General features: G+C 43.5%; 9 protein-coding genes, 2 tRNA genes and 3 rRNA genes. 1 reads left to right on the top strand and 13 read right to left on the bottom strand.

What is annotated here, in order from left to right:
* Positions 1 to 195 precede the first annotated feature (195 nt).
* On the bottom strand, positions 196 to 1,665 hold the full coding sequence (gene guaB, locus FAY30_RS00070; protein WP_149868015.1) for an IMP dehydrogenase: 1,470 nt from the start codon (positions 1,663 to 1,665) through the stop codon (positions 196 to 198).
* Positions 1,666 to 1,911: 246 nt separating this feature from the next.
* On the opposite strand from guaB, the gene FAY30_RS00065 reads away from it, so the two are divergent.
* Entirely contained in the window at positions 1,912 to 2,853 is a 942-nt protein-coding gene (locus FAY30_RS00065) for a YaaC family protein (protein WP_149868014.1), read from the top strand.
* Between the two features lie 216 nt (positions 2,854 to 3,069).
* Here FAY30_RS00065 and rrf read toward each other — a convergent pair.
* The 12 genes from rrf to dnaA all read right to left on the bottom strand — a co-directional run bounded on the left by rrf (position 3,070) and on the right by dnaA (position 17,638).
* Positions 3,070 to 3,186, bottom strand: a 5S ribosomal RNA gene (gene rrf / locus FAY30_RS00060).
* Between the two features lie 81 nt (positions 3,187 to 3,267).
* Positions 3,268 to 6,204, bottom strand: a 23S ribosomal RNA gene (locus FAY30_RS00055).
* Positions 6,205 to 6,311: 107 nt separating this feature from the next.
* Positions 6,312 to 6,387 (bottom strand) — tRNA-Ala (locus FAY30_RS00050).
* 11 nt (positions 6,388 to 6,398) lie between these two features.
* Positions 6,399 to 6,475 (bottom strand) — tRNA-Ile (locus FAY30_RS00045).
* A gap of 97 nt (positions 6,476 to 6,572) precedes the next feature.
* Positions 6,573 to 8,122 (bottom strand): 16S ribosomal RNA (locus FAY30_RS00040).
* The 16S, 23S and 5S rRNA genes sit together here with 2 tRNA genes alongside, the layout of an rRNA operon.
* A gap of 262 nt (positions 8,123 to 8,384) precedes the next feature.
* A complete protein-coding gene (gene gyrA, locus FAY30_RS00035) occupies positions 8,385 to 10,907 on the bottom strand; it encodes a DNA gyrase subunit A (protein WP_149868013.1) in 2,523 nt (840 codons plus the stop codon).
* 25 nt (positions 10,908 to 10,932) lie between these two features.
* Positions 10,933 to 12,858: a DNA topoisomerase (ATP-hydrolyzing) subunit B gene (gyrB, locus tag FAY30_RS00030; RefSeq protein WP_411675469.1), complete on the bottom strand. Its 1,926-nt coding sequence runs from the start codon at positions 12,856 to 12,858 to the stop codon at positions 10,933 to 10,935.
* Between the two features lie 249 nt (positions 12,859 to 13,107).
* On the bottom strand, positions 13,108 to 13,359 hold the full coding sequence (gene remB, locus FAY30_RS00025; protein ID WP_149868012.1) for an extracellular matrix regulator RemB: 252 nt from the start codon (positions 13,357 to 13,359) through the stop codon (positions 13,108 to 13,110).
* Positions 13,360 to 13,430: 71 nt separating this feature from the next.
* Positions 13,431 to 14,546, bottom strand: coding sequence for a DNA replication/repair protein RecF (gene recF, locus FAY30_RS00020; protein WP_149868011.1), 1,116 nt, complete (start codon positions 14,544 to 14,546; stop codon positions 13,431 to 13,433).
* Between the two features lie 18 nt (positions 14,547 to 14,564).
* Complete coding sequence (yaaA, locus tag FAY30_RS00015) at positions 14,565 to 14,780, bottom strand: S4 domain-containing protein YaaA (RefSeq protein ID WP_149872538.1); 216 nt, start codon at positions 14,778 to 14,780, stop codon at positions 14,565 to 14,567.
* A 144-nt stretch (positions 14,781 to 14,924) separates the two neighbouring features.
* A complete protein-coding gene (gene dnaN / locus FAY30_RS00010; RefSeq protein ID WP_149868010.1) occupies positions 14,925 to 16,061 on the bottom strand; it encodes a DNA polymerase III subunit beta in 1,137 nt (378 codons plus the stop codon).
* 230 nt (positions 16,062 to 16,291) lie between these two features.
* Entirely contained in the window at positions 16,292 to 17,638 is a 1,347-nt protein-coding gene (dnaA, locus tag FAY30_RS00005; protein WP_149868009.1) for a chromosomal replication initiator protein DnaA, read from the bottom strand.
* Positions 17,639 to 17,867 lie beyond the last annotated feature (229 nt).

Below are 17,867 nucleotides of genomic sequence, written 5' to 3'. Positions count from 1 at the left end.
CACTTTATAGCCCTCCAACGTTTTATTACACCTTGGTTATTTTAACATAACTGCCTAGTAAATCATAGGCGGAGCATAGCACCATCTTATGATAAATTTTGCTTGTTTTGCTTCTTCACTTAGGACCTTTTTCACATGGCAGCCGCTTTTTTACGCAAAAAAACAGAGAGGCAGCCGCCTCTCTGTTTCAACGTATCAAAGTGAATAATTAGGTGCCTCTTTTGTAATTTGAACATCGTGCGGGTGACTTTCTTTAAGGCCAGCACCTGTCATTTTAATAAATTGTGCCTGGGTCCGTAATGCCTCAAGATCCTTTGTACCGCAATAACCCATTCCTGAACGTATGCCGCCAATTAATTGATAGATGGTCTCTGCTAATGGCCCTTTATAAGGGATGCGGCCTTCAATTCCTTCCGGTACAAACTTTTTATTATCCTCTTGGAAATATCGATCTTTTGAACCTTTTTCCATTGCGGCAACTGACCCCATGCCGCGATATACCTTAAAGCGGCGTCCTTGGAATATTTCCGTCTCTCCAGGGCTCTCAGTAACCCCGGCTAACAAGCTGCCCAGCATAACGGCATGTCCGCCTGCTGCCAGCGCCTTAACGATATCCCCTGAGTATTTGATGCCGCCGTCAGCAATAATCGTTTTTCCATGCTTCCGTGCTTCTGTTGCGCAGTCATAGACGGCTGTAATTTGCGGTACACCAACGCCGGCAACAACCCGTGTTGTGCAAATAGAACCAGGTCCAATTCCTACCTTCACGACATCAGCCCCTGCTTCAAACAGGTCTTTGGTTGCTTCAGCGGTTGCCACATTGCCGGCAACAATTGTTACCTGAGGAAATGCTGTTTTAAGTTCCTTGACTGTATCAAGAACACCTTTTGAATGTCCGTGAGCAGTATCAACAACAAGGACATCCACATTAGCCGCTACAAGCGCCTCAGCGCGTTTCATCGTATCTTTTGTTACTCCAACGGCAGCCCCTGCTAATAAGCGGCCTTGGCTGTCTTTTGCAGAGTGAGGAAATTCAATTACTTTTTCAATATCCTTAATCGTAATTAATCCTTTCAACACACCTTCATCATTAACAAGCGGCAATTTTTCAATTTTATATTTCTGAAGGATTTCTTCCGCCTCTTTTAATGTCGTACCAACTGGTGCCGTTACCAGGTTTTCCTTTGTCATGACATCAGAAATTTTAAATGAATAATCTTGATCTTGGATGAAGCGAAGATCTCTGTTCGTGATGATTCCGACAAGCTTCTGTTCCTCCAAATTATTAACAATCGGCACACCGGAAATGCGATATTTTCCCATTAAATGTTCCGCATCAAATACTTGGTGCTCTGGAGTTAAAAAGAATGGGTCGGTAATAACCCCGCTTTCAGACCTTTTAACCTTTTCAACCTGTTCAGCCTGCTGCTCAATGGTCATATTTTTATGGATAATCCCTAAACCGCCTTGGCGGGCAATGGCAATTGCCATTTCTGATTGGGTCACGGTGTCCATCCCGGCACTAATAATTGGAATATTAAGCTTTACACTTGGCGATAATTCCACCTGAAGACTTACATCTCTTGGCAGTACCTCGGATTTACCAGGAATCAATAAAACATCATCAAACGTTAAACCCTCTTTAGAAAATTTACTTTCCCACACTTTAACGGCCTCCCATAAAAAACTTATATTGTTAACACACAACATCTATCATAAAAATACAAATAGAGAACCAACCTATCCTTATATAAGGCGGTGTGAGCAGAACCGGGATGCGCTTTATTCCCAGCGAATTTACGGCTTCTGTTCCTTTTCCATTTAAAAATATTATTTGTAGGTTATCAATTGGACAAAATACTGTCAAGGAATATAAATTAGTTTGATTCTTCTGAAAAAGGTGATCTCATTTTGCATATTGAATACAAAGGCTGGAAAAGCTTTAGCAGTTTCTTTTCGGCTGAGTACTGCCAGCGATATTTAAAGACTAGTTATCAAAAACTTAAGTTAGAAAATCCTGAACAAAAAAGCTACGAAAACGGCTATGCCTTTCTCTATTATCTCGAACATGGAAAAGTTTATTATGAACAAGCAGAAAAGTCCCCGTTAATTTTGCAACCAATTTTACTTTTTTATGGCCTTGTCCATTTAATTAAAGCATGTATATTAAGCACAGACCCTTTTTATCCGGAGACAACGGCTGTTTTGGCCCATGGTGTCTCCACAAGGAAAAGGAAAAAGCAAAATTATCTCTTTTTTCAGGATGAGGTTAAATTTCAAAAAAATGGCCTTTTCCCCTTCATGTCAGAAAAATTGTTTCACATGAAACAATTGGAAGGGGAAAAGGTGATCATGGAGGAATTACTACAGCTTATACCTGAACTTGATGAATTATTCATTTTACTTGAGGGAAAGCGTACGTTTGCAAAACTAACTTGGGATGAAAATCGCCTGATCATCCCTGAAACTGTCTTAGATTATTATCATATGACTGAAGATCGCTTTAAGGAGTATTTAACATCGAAGTTTATAAAGGGAGCTGAATTTTCAGGTGAAGGGCTAGGATTGGTATTGAATGATAACGAATCTATTGCTGTTTCACCATTAAAATTTCATCTAGAGGATGGTTTCACTGCCCTGCCGCTTATCAAAAATCACTTAATCGCCTTTCCTGAGCTGCTGATTCATTATTTACTGCTTTATAACTTAAGTATGATTGCCCGGTACGAAACAGAGTGGTGGAGTGAATTAACAAAAATGATGCCGAATCAGGATTATCCGTTTATTGCTTCGTTTTTAGACATTACGCTGACAAAAGGACCCTTTTTGATATACCAATATCTTTTGAAGTAAATGTGGCGGGGACCGAATTTCCTTGTTTGGGTCCCTTTCGCTTTCTATTTTTTTGAATTTCTAATTTACTTTCCACTTTTGGTGAATTACTTTCCTCTTTTCTAACTTTACTGTTCGGTTTAGTCAGTTTACTTTCCGCTTTTTGAGGTTTACTTTCCACTTTCATTTATTGGCATAAAAAAAGAGACAACCTATATGGGTTATCTCTTTTTTTGTGCCTGGCAACGTCCTACTCTCACAGGGGCGCATGCCCCAACTACCATCGGCGCTGAGAAGCTTAACTTCCGTGTTCGGTATGGGAACGGGTGTGACCTTCTCGCCATAGTTACCAGACTATTTATTTGAGGTTTCATTCCCTCAAAACTAGATAATGCGGAAGAAGTTTTTTGTAAAAACGAGTTCAACCACTTAAAAATGGTTAAGTCCTCGATCGATTAGTATCAGTCAGCTCCACATGTCGCCACGCTTCCACCTCTGACCTATCAACCTGATCATCTTTCAGGGATCTTACTAGCTTGACGCTATGGGAAATCTCATCTTGAGGGGGGCTTCATGCTTAGATGCTTTCAGCACTTATCCCGTCCGCACATAGCTACCCAGCGATGCCTTTGGCAAGACAACTGGTACACCAGCGGTGCGTCCATCCCGGTCCTCTCGTACTAAGGACAGCTCCTCTCAAATTTCCTGCGCCCACGACGGATAGGGACCGAACTGTCTCACGACGTTCTGAACCCAGCTCGCGTACCGCTTTAATGGGCGAACAGCCCAACCCTTGGGACCGACTACAGCCCCAGGATGCGATGAGCCGACATCGAGGTGCCAAACCTCCCCGTCGATGTGGACTCTTGGGGGAGATAAGCCTGTTATCCCCGGGGTAGCTTTTATCCGTTGAGCGATGGCCCTTCCATGCGGAACCACCGGATCACTAAGCCCGACTTTCGTCCCTGCTCGACTTGTAGGTCTCGCAGTCAAGCTCCCTTGTGCCTTTACACTCTACGAATGATTTCCAACCATTCTGAGGGAACCTTTGGGCGCCTCCGTTACTCTTTAGGAGGCGACCGCCCCAGTCAAACTGCCCACCTGACACTGTCTCCCACCCCGATCAGGGGTGCGGGTTAGAATTTCAATACAGCCAGGGTAGTATCCCACCGACGCCTCCACCGAAGCTAGCGCTCCGGCTTCTCAGGCTCCTACCTATCCTGTACAAGCTGTACCAAAATTCAATATCAGGCTACAGTAAAGCTCCACGGGGTCTTTCCGTCCTGTCGCGGGTAACCTGCATCTTCACAGGTACTATAATTTCACCGAGTCTCTCGTTGAGACAGTGCCCAGATCGTTACGCCTTTCGTGCGGGTCGGAACTTACCCGACAAGGAATTTCGCTACCTTAGGACCGTTATAGTTACGGCCGCCGTTTACTGGGGCTTCGATTCAGAGCTTCGCTTGCGCTAACCCCTCCTCTTAACCTTCCAGCACCGGGCAGGCGTCAGCCCCTATACTTCGCCTTGCGGCTTCGCAGAGACCTGTGTTTTTGCTAAACAGTCGCCTGGGCCTATTCACTGCGGCTCTTCAGGGCTATGAACCCTAAAGAGCACCCCTTCTCCCGAAGTTACGGGGTCATTTTGCCGAGTTCCTTAACGAGAGTTCTCTCGCTCACCTTAGGATTCTCTCCTCGCCTACCTGTGTCGGTTTGCGGTACGGGCACCTTGAATCTCGCTAGAGGCTTTTCTTGGCAGTGTGGAATCAGGAACTTCGGTACTAAATTTCCCTCGCTGTCACAGCTCAGCCTTCACGGTGAACGGATTTTCCTGTTCACCAGCCTAACTGCTTAGACGCGCATATCCAACAGCGCGCTTACCCTATCCTCCTGCGTCCCCCCATCACTCAAACGATTCATAGGTGGTACAGGAATATCAACCTGTTGTCCATCGCCTACGCCTTTCGGCCTCGGCTTAGGTCCCGACTAACCCTGAGCGGACGAGCCTTCCTCAGGAAACCTTAGGCATACGGTGGATGAGATTCTCACTCATCTTTCGCTACTCATACCGGCATTCTCACTTCTAAGCGCTCCACCAGTCCTTACGGTCTAGCTTCAACGCCCTTAGAACGCTCTCCTACCACTGACACCTAATGGTGTCAATCCACAGCTTCGGTGATACGTTTAGCCCCGGTACATTTTCGGCGCAGAGTCACTCGACCAGTGAGCTATTACGCACTCTTTAAATGGTGGCTGCTTCTAAGCCAACATCCTGGTTGTCTAAGCAACTCCACATCCTTTTCCACTTAACGTATACTTTGGGACCTTAGCTGGTGGTCTGGGCTGTTTCCCTTTCGACTACGGATCTTATCACTCGCAGTCTGACTCCCACGGATAAGTCTTTGGCATTCGGAGTTTGTCTGAATTCGGTAACCCGATGAGGGCCCCTAGTCCAAACAGTGCTCTACCTCCAAGACTCTAACAACGTGAGGCTAGCCCTAAAGCTATTTCGGAGAGAACCAGCTATCTCCAAGTTCGATTGGAATTTCTCCGCTACCCACACCTCATCCCCGCACTTTTCAACGTGCGTGGGTTCGGGCCTCCATCCAGTGTTACCTGGACTTCACCCTGGACATGGGTAGATCACCTGGTTTCGGGTCTACGACCACATACTCAAACGCCCTATTCAGACTCGCTTTCGCTGCGGCTCCGTCTCTTCAACTTAACCTTGCATGGGATCGTAACTCGCCGGTTCATTCTACAAAAGGCACGCCATCACCCATAAACGGGCTCTGACTACTTGTAGGCACACGGTTTCAGGAACTATTTCACTCCCCTTCCGGGGTGCTTTTCACCTTTCCCTCACGGTACTGGTTCACTATCGGTCACTAGGGAGTATTTAGCCTTGGGAGATGGTCCTCCCTGCTTCCGACCGGATTTCACGTGTCCGGCCGTACTCAGGATCCACTCAGGAGGGAACGAAGTTTCAACTACAGGGCTTTTACCTTCTCTGGCTGACCTTTCCAGGTCGCTTCATTTACCCCGTTCCTTTGTAACTCCATGTTGAGTGTCCTACAACCCCAAGAGGCAAGCCTCTTGGTTTGGGCTATGTCCCGTTTCGCTCGCCGCTACTCAGGGAATCGCGTTTGCTTTCTCTTCCTCCGGGTACTTAGATGTTTCAGTTCCCCGGGTATGCCTTCTATACCCTATGTATTCAGGTAAAGATACTGTTCCATTACGAACAGCGGGTTTCCCCATTCGGAAATCTCCGGATCAAAGCTTACTTACAGCTCCCCGAAGCATATCGGTGTTAGTCCCGTCCTTCATCGGCTCCTAGTGCCAAGGCATTCACCGTGCGCCCTTTCTAACTTAACCTAAAAAGGTTTATAACTCTTATTCAATAAGAGAGAAAAACTAAAATGGCGATTACTCGATGTTTACTTTGCTTCTTCTTACGATTATCTAGTTTTCAAGGAACAAATTGGTGGAGCCTAGCGGGATCGAACCGCTGACCTCCTGCGTGCAAAGCAGGCGCTCTCCCAGCTGAGCTAAGGCCCCGTTATGAAGTATGGTGGGCCTAAATGGACTCGAACCATCGACCTCACGCTTATCAGGCGTGCGCTCTAACCAGCTGAGCTATAGGCCCCCACAACGAATATAAAATGAGAATTTGCACTCTCAAAACTAAACAAACAAGAAACGTCAACCTTATTATCAGTCCGAAAGGACTGCATTATCCTTAGAAAGGAGGTGATCCAGCCGCACCTTCCGATACGGCTACCTTGTTACGACTTCACCCCAATCATCTGTCCCACCTTAGGCGGCTGGCTCCTTACGGTTACCCCACCGACTTCGGGTGTTACAAACTCTCGTGGTGTGACGGGCGGTGTGTACAAGGCCCGGGAACGTATTCACCGCGGCATGCTGATCCGCGATTACTAGCGATTCCGGCTTCATGCAGGCGAGTTGCAGCCTGCAATCCGAACTGAGAATGGTTTTATGGGATTGGCTAAACCTTGCGGTCTCGCAGCCCTTTGTACCATCCATTGTAGCACGTGTGTAGCCCAGGTCATAAGGGGCATGATGATTTGACGTCATCCCCACCTTCCTCCGGTTTGTCACCGGCAGTCACCTTAGAGTGCCCAACTGAATGCTGGCAACTAAGATCAAGGGTTGCGCTCGTTGCGGGACTTAACCCAACATCTCACGACACGAGCTGACGACAACCATGCACCACCTGTCACTCTGTCCCCCGAAGGGGAACGTCCTATCTCTAGGAGTGTCAGAGGATGTCAAGACCTGGTAAGGTTCTTCGCGTTGCTTCGAATTAAACCACATGCTCCACCGCTTGTGCGGGCCCCCGTCAATTCCTTTGAGTTTCAGCCTTGCGGCCGTACTCCCCAGGCGGAGTGCTTAATGCGTTAGCTGCAGCACTAAAGGGCGGAAACCCTCTAACACTTAGCACTCATCGTTTACGGCGTGGACTACCAGGGTATCTAATCCTGTTTGCTCCCCACGCTTTCGCGCCTCAGCGTCAGTTACAGACCAGAAAGCCGCCTTCGCCACTGGTGTTCCTCCACATCTCTACGCATTTCACCGCTACACGTGGAATTCCGCTTTCCTCTTCTGCACTCAAGTCCCCCAGTTTCCAATGACCCTCCACGGTTGAGCCGTGGGCTTTCACATCAGACTTAAAGGACCGCCTGCGCGCGCTTTACGCCCAATAATTCCGGACAACGCTTGCCACCTACGTATTACCGCGGCTGCTGGCACGTAGTTAGCCGTGGCTTTCTGGTTAGGTACCGTCAAGGTACCGGCAGTTACTCCGATACTTGTTCTTCCCTAACAACAGAGCTTTACGACCCGAAGGCCTTCATCGCTCACGCGGCGTTGCTCCATCAGACTTTCGTCCATTGTGGAAGATTCCCTACTGCTGCCTCCCGTAGGAGTCTGGGCCGTGTCTCAGTCCCAGTGTGGCCGATCACCCTCTCAGGTCGGCTACGCATCGTCGCCTTGGTGAGCCGTTACCTCACCAACTAGCTAATGCGCCGCGGGCCCATCTGTAAGTGTCAGCCGAAACCGACTTTCAGCTTTTCCTCATGAGAGGAAAAGAATTATCCGGTATTAGCTCCGGTTTCCCGAAGTTATCCCAGTCTTACAGGCAGGTTGCCCACGTGTTACTCACCCGTCCGCCGCTAACCAACGGGAGCAAGCTCCCATTGATTCGCTCGACTTGCATGTATTAGGCACGCCGCCAGCGTTCGTCCTGAGCCAGGATCAAACTCTCCAAAAAAGTTGAGTTGATTAGCTCATAAAATAAAACGTTGGCTTAGTTTCTATAGAAGAAACTAATAATTTATTGTTTGTTGACGTTTTTGTTTGTTTAGTTTTCAAAGGGCAATTTTCTCTATCGCTCGTTGGCGACTTAATAAATATATCACCCGTACCTAATAAAGTCAACACGTTTTTTATTTTTTTACTATAATAATCTTAAAAGCATTTGAAGAGCCTTAGAAAAAAAAAGAAGCACACGAAAGTATGCTTCTTCTCTCTTACTATTCTTCGCCCTCTGGCGTGGTTGGTTCTTGGTTTTCATCAATAGCGATTACTTCTTCATCACTATGTTCAGCTTCTTGTTCTTCTTCCTCTTTTTCAACCTTTGCGACGGTTGCCACAAATTCGTTTTCGCTTTCTTTCATACTAATCAGTTTAACACCTTGTGTATTCCGTCCCATTTTAGAAATACCGGCTACATCGATTCGAATAAGGACGCCGCCTGTGGTGATAAGCATAAGGTCTTCTTCACCTGTCACAGCTCTCATGGAGACGAGCTCACCGTTTTTCTCGGTGACATGGCAGGTCTTGATTCCTTTACCGCCACGTCCCTGAATGCGATATTCAACCGCAGGGGTACGCTTACCGTATCCATTTTTCGTAACAATCAGAATGTCGTTATCCTCTTCTAATACTTCCATACCAACAACTTCATCACCAGGGTCAAGGGTGATCCCTTTAACACCTGTTGCTGTTCGTCCCATCGAGCGTACATCAGTCTCAGGGAAGTGAATCAACATGCCCTTTTTTGTCCCGATAATCATGTGCTTGCTGCCGTCAGTTAGACGAACAGAGATTAATTCATCACCCTCACGCAAGCTCAAAGCAATTAGACCATTGTTCCGAATATTAGCAAACGATGTTAACGGAGACCGTTTAGAAATACCTTCTTTTGTTGTGAAGAACAATGACCAATCGTCAACAAAATCTTCGACAGGGATGATGGCGTTGACCCATTCTCCTTTTTCAATCCCAAGAAGGTTAATAATCGGTATTCCTTTCGCTGTACGGCTGAATTCTGGAACTTCGTATCCTTTCGAGCGATACACCTTTCCTTTGTTCGTAAAGAAGAGAATGGTATCGTGAGTTGATGTCGTAATGAGATGCTCAACAAAATCATCTTCATTTGTTCCCATACCCTGGATACCGCGTCCGCCTCGTCTTTGTGCACGATAAGTAGATACCGGAAGACGCTTAATGTAACCATTATGCGTCAAGGAAATGACGATATTTTCCTGAGGAATCAAATCCTCATCTTCTATATTTTCAAGCCCGCCGGTGACAATTTCCGTACGGCGTTTATCATTAAAACGTTCTTTTATTTCTAGCAATTCTTCACGAATAATTTCAAGAATTTTTTCCTCATCCGCTAAAATCGCCTTTAATTCAGCAATAAGCTTCATTAAGCCTTGGTACTCATCCTCAATTTTCTCGCGTTCCAATCCAGTTAAACGCTGCAGACGCATATCAAGAATGGCCTGTGCCTGCTTTTCTGAGAGGTTAAATTGTGTCATTAAACCTTCACGGGCAATATCCGTTGTCTGCGAGTTTCGAATAAGAGTAATGACGGCGTCTAAATTATCGAGGGCAATTCTTAAGCCTTCTAGAATATGAGCACGTGCTTCCGCTTTACGCAATTCAAACTCGGTTCTTCTGCGAATTACCACTATTTGGTGATCTAAGTAGTGAACTAAACATTGTTTAAGATTCAATACCTTCGGATGTCCATTAACAAGGGCTAATGTATTGATTCCGAAGCTAGTTTGCAATGCCGTCTGTTTATATAAATTATTTAAAAGCACATTGGCATTGGCATCCTTACGAACCTCGATGACAATCCGCATCCCTTTACGATCGGATTCATCCCTTAGGTCTGTAATGCCTTCAATCTTTTTATCGCGGGCTAATTCGGCAATTTTTTCAACTAATCTCGCTTTATTTACTTGATATGGCAATTCATTAACAATAATGACTTCTTTACCATTTGATTTTTGCTCGATTACTACCTTTGCCCGAAGTGTGATCGATCCTCTGCCAGTTTCGTAGGCTTTACGAATACCGCTCCGGCCCAGAATTAATCCACCTGTAGGAAAATCTGGACCAGGGATAATTTCCATTAACTCCGGAATTGTAATTTCAGGGTCACGTGAAATGGCTAAAACGCCTTCAATGACTTCCCCTAGCTGGTGCGGTGGTATATTTGTTGCCATCCCAACAGCAATCCCGGTCGTCCCGTTGACCAAGAGGTTTGGAAAACGCGCAGGCAGAACAACTGGCTCTCTTTCCTCACCATCGTAGTTATCTTGATAATCAATGGTATCTTTATTTAAATCTCTTAATAATTCCATTGAAATCTTCGACATTCTTGATTCTGTATAACGCATCGCTGCTGCACCGTCTCCATCGACAGAGCCGAAGTTCCCGTGGCCATCAACAAGCATATAGCGATAATTGAAATCCTGTGCCATTCGAACCATTGTTTCATAAACAGCAGAGTCACCATGTGGATGGTATTTACCAATTACATCCCCAACGATACGGGCAGACTTTTTATAAGGTTTATCCGCATGGATACCGAGGTCATGCATCGCATATAAAATACGGCGATGAACGGGTTTTAGCCCATCACGAACGTCTGGAAGGGCACGAGAAACAATAACACTCATCGCATAATCAAGAAAGGACGAGCGCATTTCCTGACTAATATTAATCTCTTTTATTTGAGGATTGGGTGTTTCAGACATATTGATTACCTCCCTCCGAAATGTTTTATATATCTAAATTCTTCACGTATTGTGCATTTTCTTCAATGAAGTTACGGCGCGGTTCTACCTTCTCCCCCATTAACATATCAAAGGTTTCGTCTGCTTCGATGGCATCTTCAAGACTTACCTGAAGCATACTTCTACTATCTGGATTCATTGTTGTATCCCATAATTGTTCAGGATTCATCTCACCTAAACCTTTATACCGTTGGATATTAGGTTTTGGCGCAGCTGGCAGCTCTGCAAAGATCCGCTCCAACTCTTTGTCATTATAAGCGTACTCAACTCGTTTGCCTTGCTGAACTTTATAAAGTGGCGGTTGAGCTATATAAATATAACCGGCTTCGATAATTTTCCTCATAAACCGGTAAAAGAACGTTAAGAGTAGTGTTCGAATATGAGCGCCATCAACATCTGCATCTGTCATAATAACGATTTTGTGATAACGAGCTTTAGCGATATCAAAATCTTCCCCGATTCCTGTGCCAATCGCGGTAATCATCGCCCTTACTTCATTATTCGAAAGAATTCTATCCAGACGAGCTTTTTCTACATTAAGAATTTTCCCCCGAAGCGGCAGAATGGCTTGAAAATGGCGATCACGGCCTTGCTTTGCTGATCCGCCGGCGGAATCTCCCTCAACAATAAACATTTCACTTTCCGCAGGATCCTTTGACGAACAGTCAGCCAATTTCCCTGGTAAACTGGAAACTTCCAGCGCACTTTTACGTCGCGTTAATTCCCTTGCTTTCTTAGCGGCAAGCCTTGCACGTGCTGCCATTAGGCCTTTATCAACGATTTTCCTGGCAACGGCTGGGTTTTCTAATAAGAACTTTTCAAATGTAGTTGAAAAAACAGTGTCAGTTATCGCTCTAACTTCTGAATTTCCCAGCTTTGTTTTGGTTTGCCCTTCAAATTGCGGGTCAGGGTGTTTGATTGAGACAATCGCTGTGATTCCCTCACGAACATCCTCCCCGGAAAGGTTTGTGTCATTTTCCTTTATGAGGCCATTTTTCCGGGCATAATCATTAATGACTCTTGTTAAAGCTGTTTTAAAGCCTGATTCATGTGTCCCGCCTTCATAGGTATGGATATTATTTGCAAAGGAGTATATGTTATCAGTATAGCCCTCGTTATATTGAAGAGCTGCTTCAACACTTATACCGTCTCGTTCTCCCTCAACGTAAATCGGCTCTTCATGAATAACCTCTTTCGTGCGGTTTAAATGTTCTACATACGATTTAATACCACCTTCATAGTGGTATTCATTGCGTTTATTTTCAACTCGCTTGTCTTCAATCGTAATTTTGATTCCGCGGTTAAGAAACGCCAGTTCACGAAGACGTGTCGCAAGAATGTCATATTCATATTCCAAAGTTTCAGTGAATATTTCACCGTCCGGCTTAAAATGGGTAATCGTCCCTGTGTGATCAGTTGTGCCAATCACTTCTAATTCTTTGACTACAGCGCCTCGTTCAAATTTGATGTAATGGATTTTACCATCACGATGAACATAGACCTCAAGTTCAGTGGAAAGGGCATTTACTACTGATGCACCAACCCCGTGAAGTCCGCCGGAAACCTTATAGCCGCCGCCGCCAAATTTTCCGCCGGCGTGAAGAACAGTCATAATGACTTCAACAGCCGGTCTGCCCATCTTTTCTTGAATATCAACCGGAATTCCCCGGCCATTATCCTTAACCGTGATACTGTTATCTTCTTCAATCAAGACATTAATTTCGTCACAGTGGCCTGCGAGTGCTTCATCAATACTGTTATCAACAATCTCCCAAACAAGATGATGAAGTCCTTTTCCACTGGTGGAGCCAATATACATACCAGGTCGTTTCCGAACTGCTTCAAGTCCTTCAAGAACTTGAATTTGATCCGCACCGTATGATTCTTCTACTGCCTTCTGTTCCAAAGTCATACTTGTTCACCTGCACCTTCTAACAATCTTATATAGCGTTCCATGCCAACTTTTAATATGGTAACTTGTTCAGAGAACCATCCCTGCCAATAAGGCGGTGTGAGCAGAGCTAGGCTTACCTTAATTCAATGTTTAAAATGTATATTTACTACTGAACCTATCTAACCAATACACTTTTGCGCCGCTCCGCCCCTTTTCCATAGAAAAATAGTTCAATACTGTCATTAGCTGATAAGAAATAAAAATAATTTATATAAATTCCTGTATATTCATTTGGCTTGAACGTTTTTTTAATGTTCCAGAAGCAATAGGGGATAAGTATATTTTGTCATATGTAATAATGACTGATTTAAAGGGGTTTTTGGACAAATTGGTAACCTTTCCTTTATGGTGCTGTAAGAACTCCTCAACTAGCAGAGATTGTTTAGCACTCTCTTTATCTAATATCGAAATAACGTCTTTCGCCCTAATGTTAAGATCTTCCCCGATGTGAATATACATAGTTCACCTCAATTAACCTTTCTATTGGCAGGCATAAGCGTCAAGTGAATCGAGTGTCAGAAGCAAGGCGTTTACACTTTTTGCATAACACCGGATTCAACGATAAAGGTGGACGCTTCCCTTAACGTCTGATGGTCAATCCCTTCCACACTTGTGGTCGTTACAAACGTTTGAACTTTACCTTGAATGGTATTGAGTAAATGGGATTGCCTGTAGTCATCTAATTCCGATAACACATCATCAAGGAGTAAAATGGGATATTCGCCAATTTCATTATGAATCAATTCGATCTCGGCAAGCTTGACTGAAAGGGCGGTTGTCCGCTGCTGCCCTTGAGATCCAAAGGTTTGAACATCCCGTCCATTAACAAAAAACAATAAATCGTCGCGATGAGGGCCGAATAAGGTTGTACCGCGTTCTATTTCCCTCAATCGAACCTTTGCAAATTTTTCTTCAAAGCTTGCTATCATCTTCGACAAATCTTGCTCTTCTAATACCTCTACAGATGGCTTATAGGTAATCTCAAGCGTTTCCAGACCTCTTGAAATCCCTTGATGGATTGGTTTCGCCCAATTTTCCAGGAGTTTAAGAAATTCAAACCGCCTTTTTACAATTTTCACGGCCATTTGAATAAATTGCTCTGTTAAAATTTCAAGCATCGTCATATCTGTTTGCTTCTTTATCTGCATCATTTTCAAATAATGATTACGTTGTTGAAGTATTTTTTGATATTGACTCATATCATGTAAATAAACGGGCGATACTTGCCCAATTTCCATATCAATAAACCGTCTTCGCACCTGCGGGCTCCCTTTAACAATGTTAAGGTCCTCAGGAGCAAACATGACGACATTCATATTCCCAACATATTGGCTTAATTTCTGCTGTTCAATATGGTTGCATTTTGCCTTCTTGCCCTTTTTGGAAATCAATAATTCCAAAGGTAAAGAGCTATGTTGTTTTTGAACCCTGCCTTCTATTCTAGCATACTCCATGTCCCAGCGAATAAGTTCTTTATCACTTGCGGTTCGATGCGATTTGGCCATCGCTAACACGTAAATGGATTCCATCACATTTGTTTTTCCTTGAGCATTTTCACCTAAGATGACATTTACTTTATTTTCAAATTCGACGAATAACTCTTCGTAATTCCGATAATTTTTCAGCGCTAACTTTTCAATATACATAAACACGACATCCTTTAGCTAGTCGGTTATCACAAACTCCCCAAAGCCAGCAATTTGAACTTTGTCACCGGCACGAAGTTTTCTTCCTCTTCTTTGATCCTGTTCACCATTAATATAAATGTCATGTTCACTTAAAAACCATTTTGCCATCCCGCCAGTTTGAATCACATCCGCCAGCTTTAAAAATTGACCTAATGTAATAAATTCAGTATCCAGCTTTACTTTTTCAGGCACAATCGTCACCCTCATTTCTAAAAATGGTCCCAATACTTTATTTTACTAAAAAATCCGGCAAGATACAAATAGAAAAGGGAAGCCCGTTAAACCTAAAGAAAGCCGCCATGAGCAGAAAGGCGGCTTTTCCTGGAAACTTTTTATTTAGTATGTTCTTACTGGCAAAATCAGCTGCAGGATTGTTTCGTCATGCAATGGACGGATGACAAATGGGCGCATGGCGCCGGTGAAACTCACCTTCACATCTGTTCCTTCTAATGCTTTAAGGGCGTCCATCATGTATTTTGCACTAAAGGATATTTTTAAATCTTCTCCCTCAATCGAGCTGCTTTGGATTTCTTCAACGACTTTTCCGACCTCTGGTGTATTGGAAGAGATTTCGATAGTGCCACTCTCAATAGTTGAAAACTTGACGACATTATTTCTTCCTTCACGAGCTAATAAAGACGCACGATCAATGGCTTGCAGGAATTCTTTTGTATTTACGGTAATATCCGTTTTACTTTCATTCGGAATTAATCTTGAAGTATCAGGATAATTTCCTTCTAATAACCTGGAGAAAAATAATAAGTGCTTTGCTTTAAATAAAATTTGATTTTCAGTAATGACGATGTCAATTAATTCATTAGAATCATCAATAATTTTGCTTAATTCATTCAAACTTTTTCCCGGAATGACAACATTATAGACTTCATGATTTTCAGTTTCGATTTTAGCCTTCCTTAGTGCAAGACGGTGGCTATCTGTTGCAATACAGGTTAATTCCTCATTCTCAATCCTCCAGTTTACACCTGTCAAGATGGGGCGTGTTTCTGAGGTGGACACAGCAAAATGAGTTTGTCGAATCATTGCTTTTAAAAGATCTGTCGCAATATGAAATTTATTGTTTTCTTCTATTTGCGGCAGATGTGGATATTCCTCTGCATCAAGGCCATTTAAGTTAAATTCAGACTTGCCGGAGCGAATGACAGTTTGCAGTGAGCCAAGAACTTCAATTTCAACTGAATCAGTCGGCAGCTTTTTAACAATTTCACTAAAGAATTTTGCCTGCAGAACGATTGCTCCTTGCTGCTTAATTTCAACGATTTCATCCCCAGCTTCCTCTTTTGGAATAAAAGACTCAATCGAAACATCCGAGTCACTTCCTGTTAAGGTTACCCCTTCAGTTGTGGCGACAATTTTGATCCCTGTTAGGATGGGTATGGTTGTTCTGGATGTGACAGCCTTCATAACATCTTGAACACTTTGAACAAGACGATCGCGTTGGATGATAAATTTCATCGAATAATCCTCCATTTTATGAATAGTTTTTTAAGCAGATACATATAATATTATTTTTTAAAAAAAAAGTAGAAGTACTAGTAGGGCCTGTTAGTATGTGGATAACTCCAATTTTTCAATAGAAACACAGCCTATCCACATGTGGACAGACTGTGTATAGAATCGTAGAAGTTATTCACAATCTTAACAACTAAAAGGCTTCGTGTATAGGGTCAAGTTTTCTTTATTCGTTACACCTTTAACAGCTCGTGCAGTTCTTTCACTTGCTTTTGCAGTTGTGAGTCCGTCTGCAGAAGCTTAGAGATTTTTTCATGTGCATGGATAACGGTTGTATGATCGCGTCCGCCAAACTCTTCTCCTATTTTAGGCAAAGAGTTGTCGGTTAATTCACGTGATAAATACATCGCAATTTGCCGCGGAAACGCAACAGATTTTGTCCGTTTTTTCGCCTTAAAGTCTTCTAGTTTAATGCTAAAAAGCTCTCCGACCGTCTTTTGAATTTCATGGATTGTGATGACCTTAGGCTTTGAGCTTGGAATGATATCCTTTAATGCCTCAGCAGCAAGGTCTGCATTAATATCTTTATTTATTAAAGAAGAGTAAGCGACAACACGAATAAGGGCACCCTCAAGTTCGCGGATGTTGGAATCAATTTGATTCGCAATATAGAGCATTACTTCATTTGGTATATCTAAACCTTCTGCCTTTGCTTTCTTGCGAAGGATAGCAATTCTAGTTTCTAAATCCGGCGGCGTAATATCGGTAATTAGGCCCCACTCAAACCGTGACCGCAGCCGGTCTTCTAATGTCGGAATCTCTCGCGGCGGCCGGTCACTCGAGATAATAATTTGCTTGCTTTCCTCATGCAGTGCATTAAATGTATGGAAAAATTCTTCCTGAGTTGATTCTTTTCCAGCTAAAAACTGAATATCATCAATTAGCAGGATATCGACATTTCGATATTTATTGCGGAAATTCTCCGCTTTATTGTCACGAATCGAGTTAATAAATTCGTTTGTAAATTTTTCAGAAGATAAATAAACTACTTTTGCCTGCGGGTTATGATCTAAAACATAATGACCAATGGCGTGCATTAAGTGGGTCTTTCCCAAACCAACGCCGCCGTAAATAAATAACGGATTATAGGCTTTTGCCGGCGCTTCGGCAACAGCAAGCGATGCGGCATGGGCAAACCGGTTTCCGGAACCGATAACGAACGTATCAAATGTATACTTTTGATTTAAAATACCTTGAGGGAAATCCCCGTGATCATCGTCTCTCTTGACCTTCTTCGGCGGTAAGGCAACATCATTTTCAGATTCGTTTTGATTTTGCGGAATAATAAATTTTACAGATAGCTCTTCCCCGGTAATTTCATAGAGAATCCCGGAGATTAACTGAGAATACCGCTCTTCCAGCCAATCACGTGCAAATTCATTCGGAGCCGTGATCACAAGCAGATCGCCTTGAAGGGAATGGGCTTTTGTAGATTTGAGCCATGTGTCAAAGCTAGGCTTGCTTATCTTTTTCTCAATATTGGCTAGCGCTGCATTCCAAAGATCCGCAATATTTTCCAACTAGTATCCCTCCTTATTTGATATAGTAAAAGACAATTTATTTTAACTGGCACTCGGATTTATTCTGTCTAACCCCAAAAAATAGTTGTCTAACGCCAGCTCACCTGTTCGACTAATTCCATAAAAATCCGGTTTGTACTGGCAGTACAGCCTATTAATTTATAAATATACGAAACATTGGTTGTGGAAAACGTATAATAAGGAAATAAAGTGGAGTTTCGACAATATC

The sequence above is a fragment of the Bacillus sp. S3 genome (assembly GCF_005154805.1).
In the GTDB taxonomy this organism is placed as follows: domain Bacteria; phylum Bacillota; class Bacilli; order Bacillales; family Cytobacillaceae; genus Neobacillus.
Note: the sequence above shows the minus strand (reverse complement) of the source record. Positions and strands in the feature narration are given on the sequence as shown.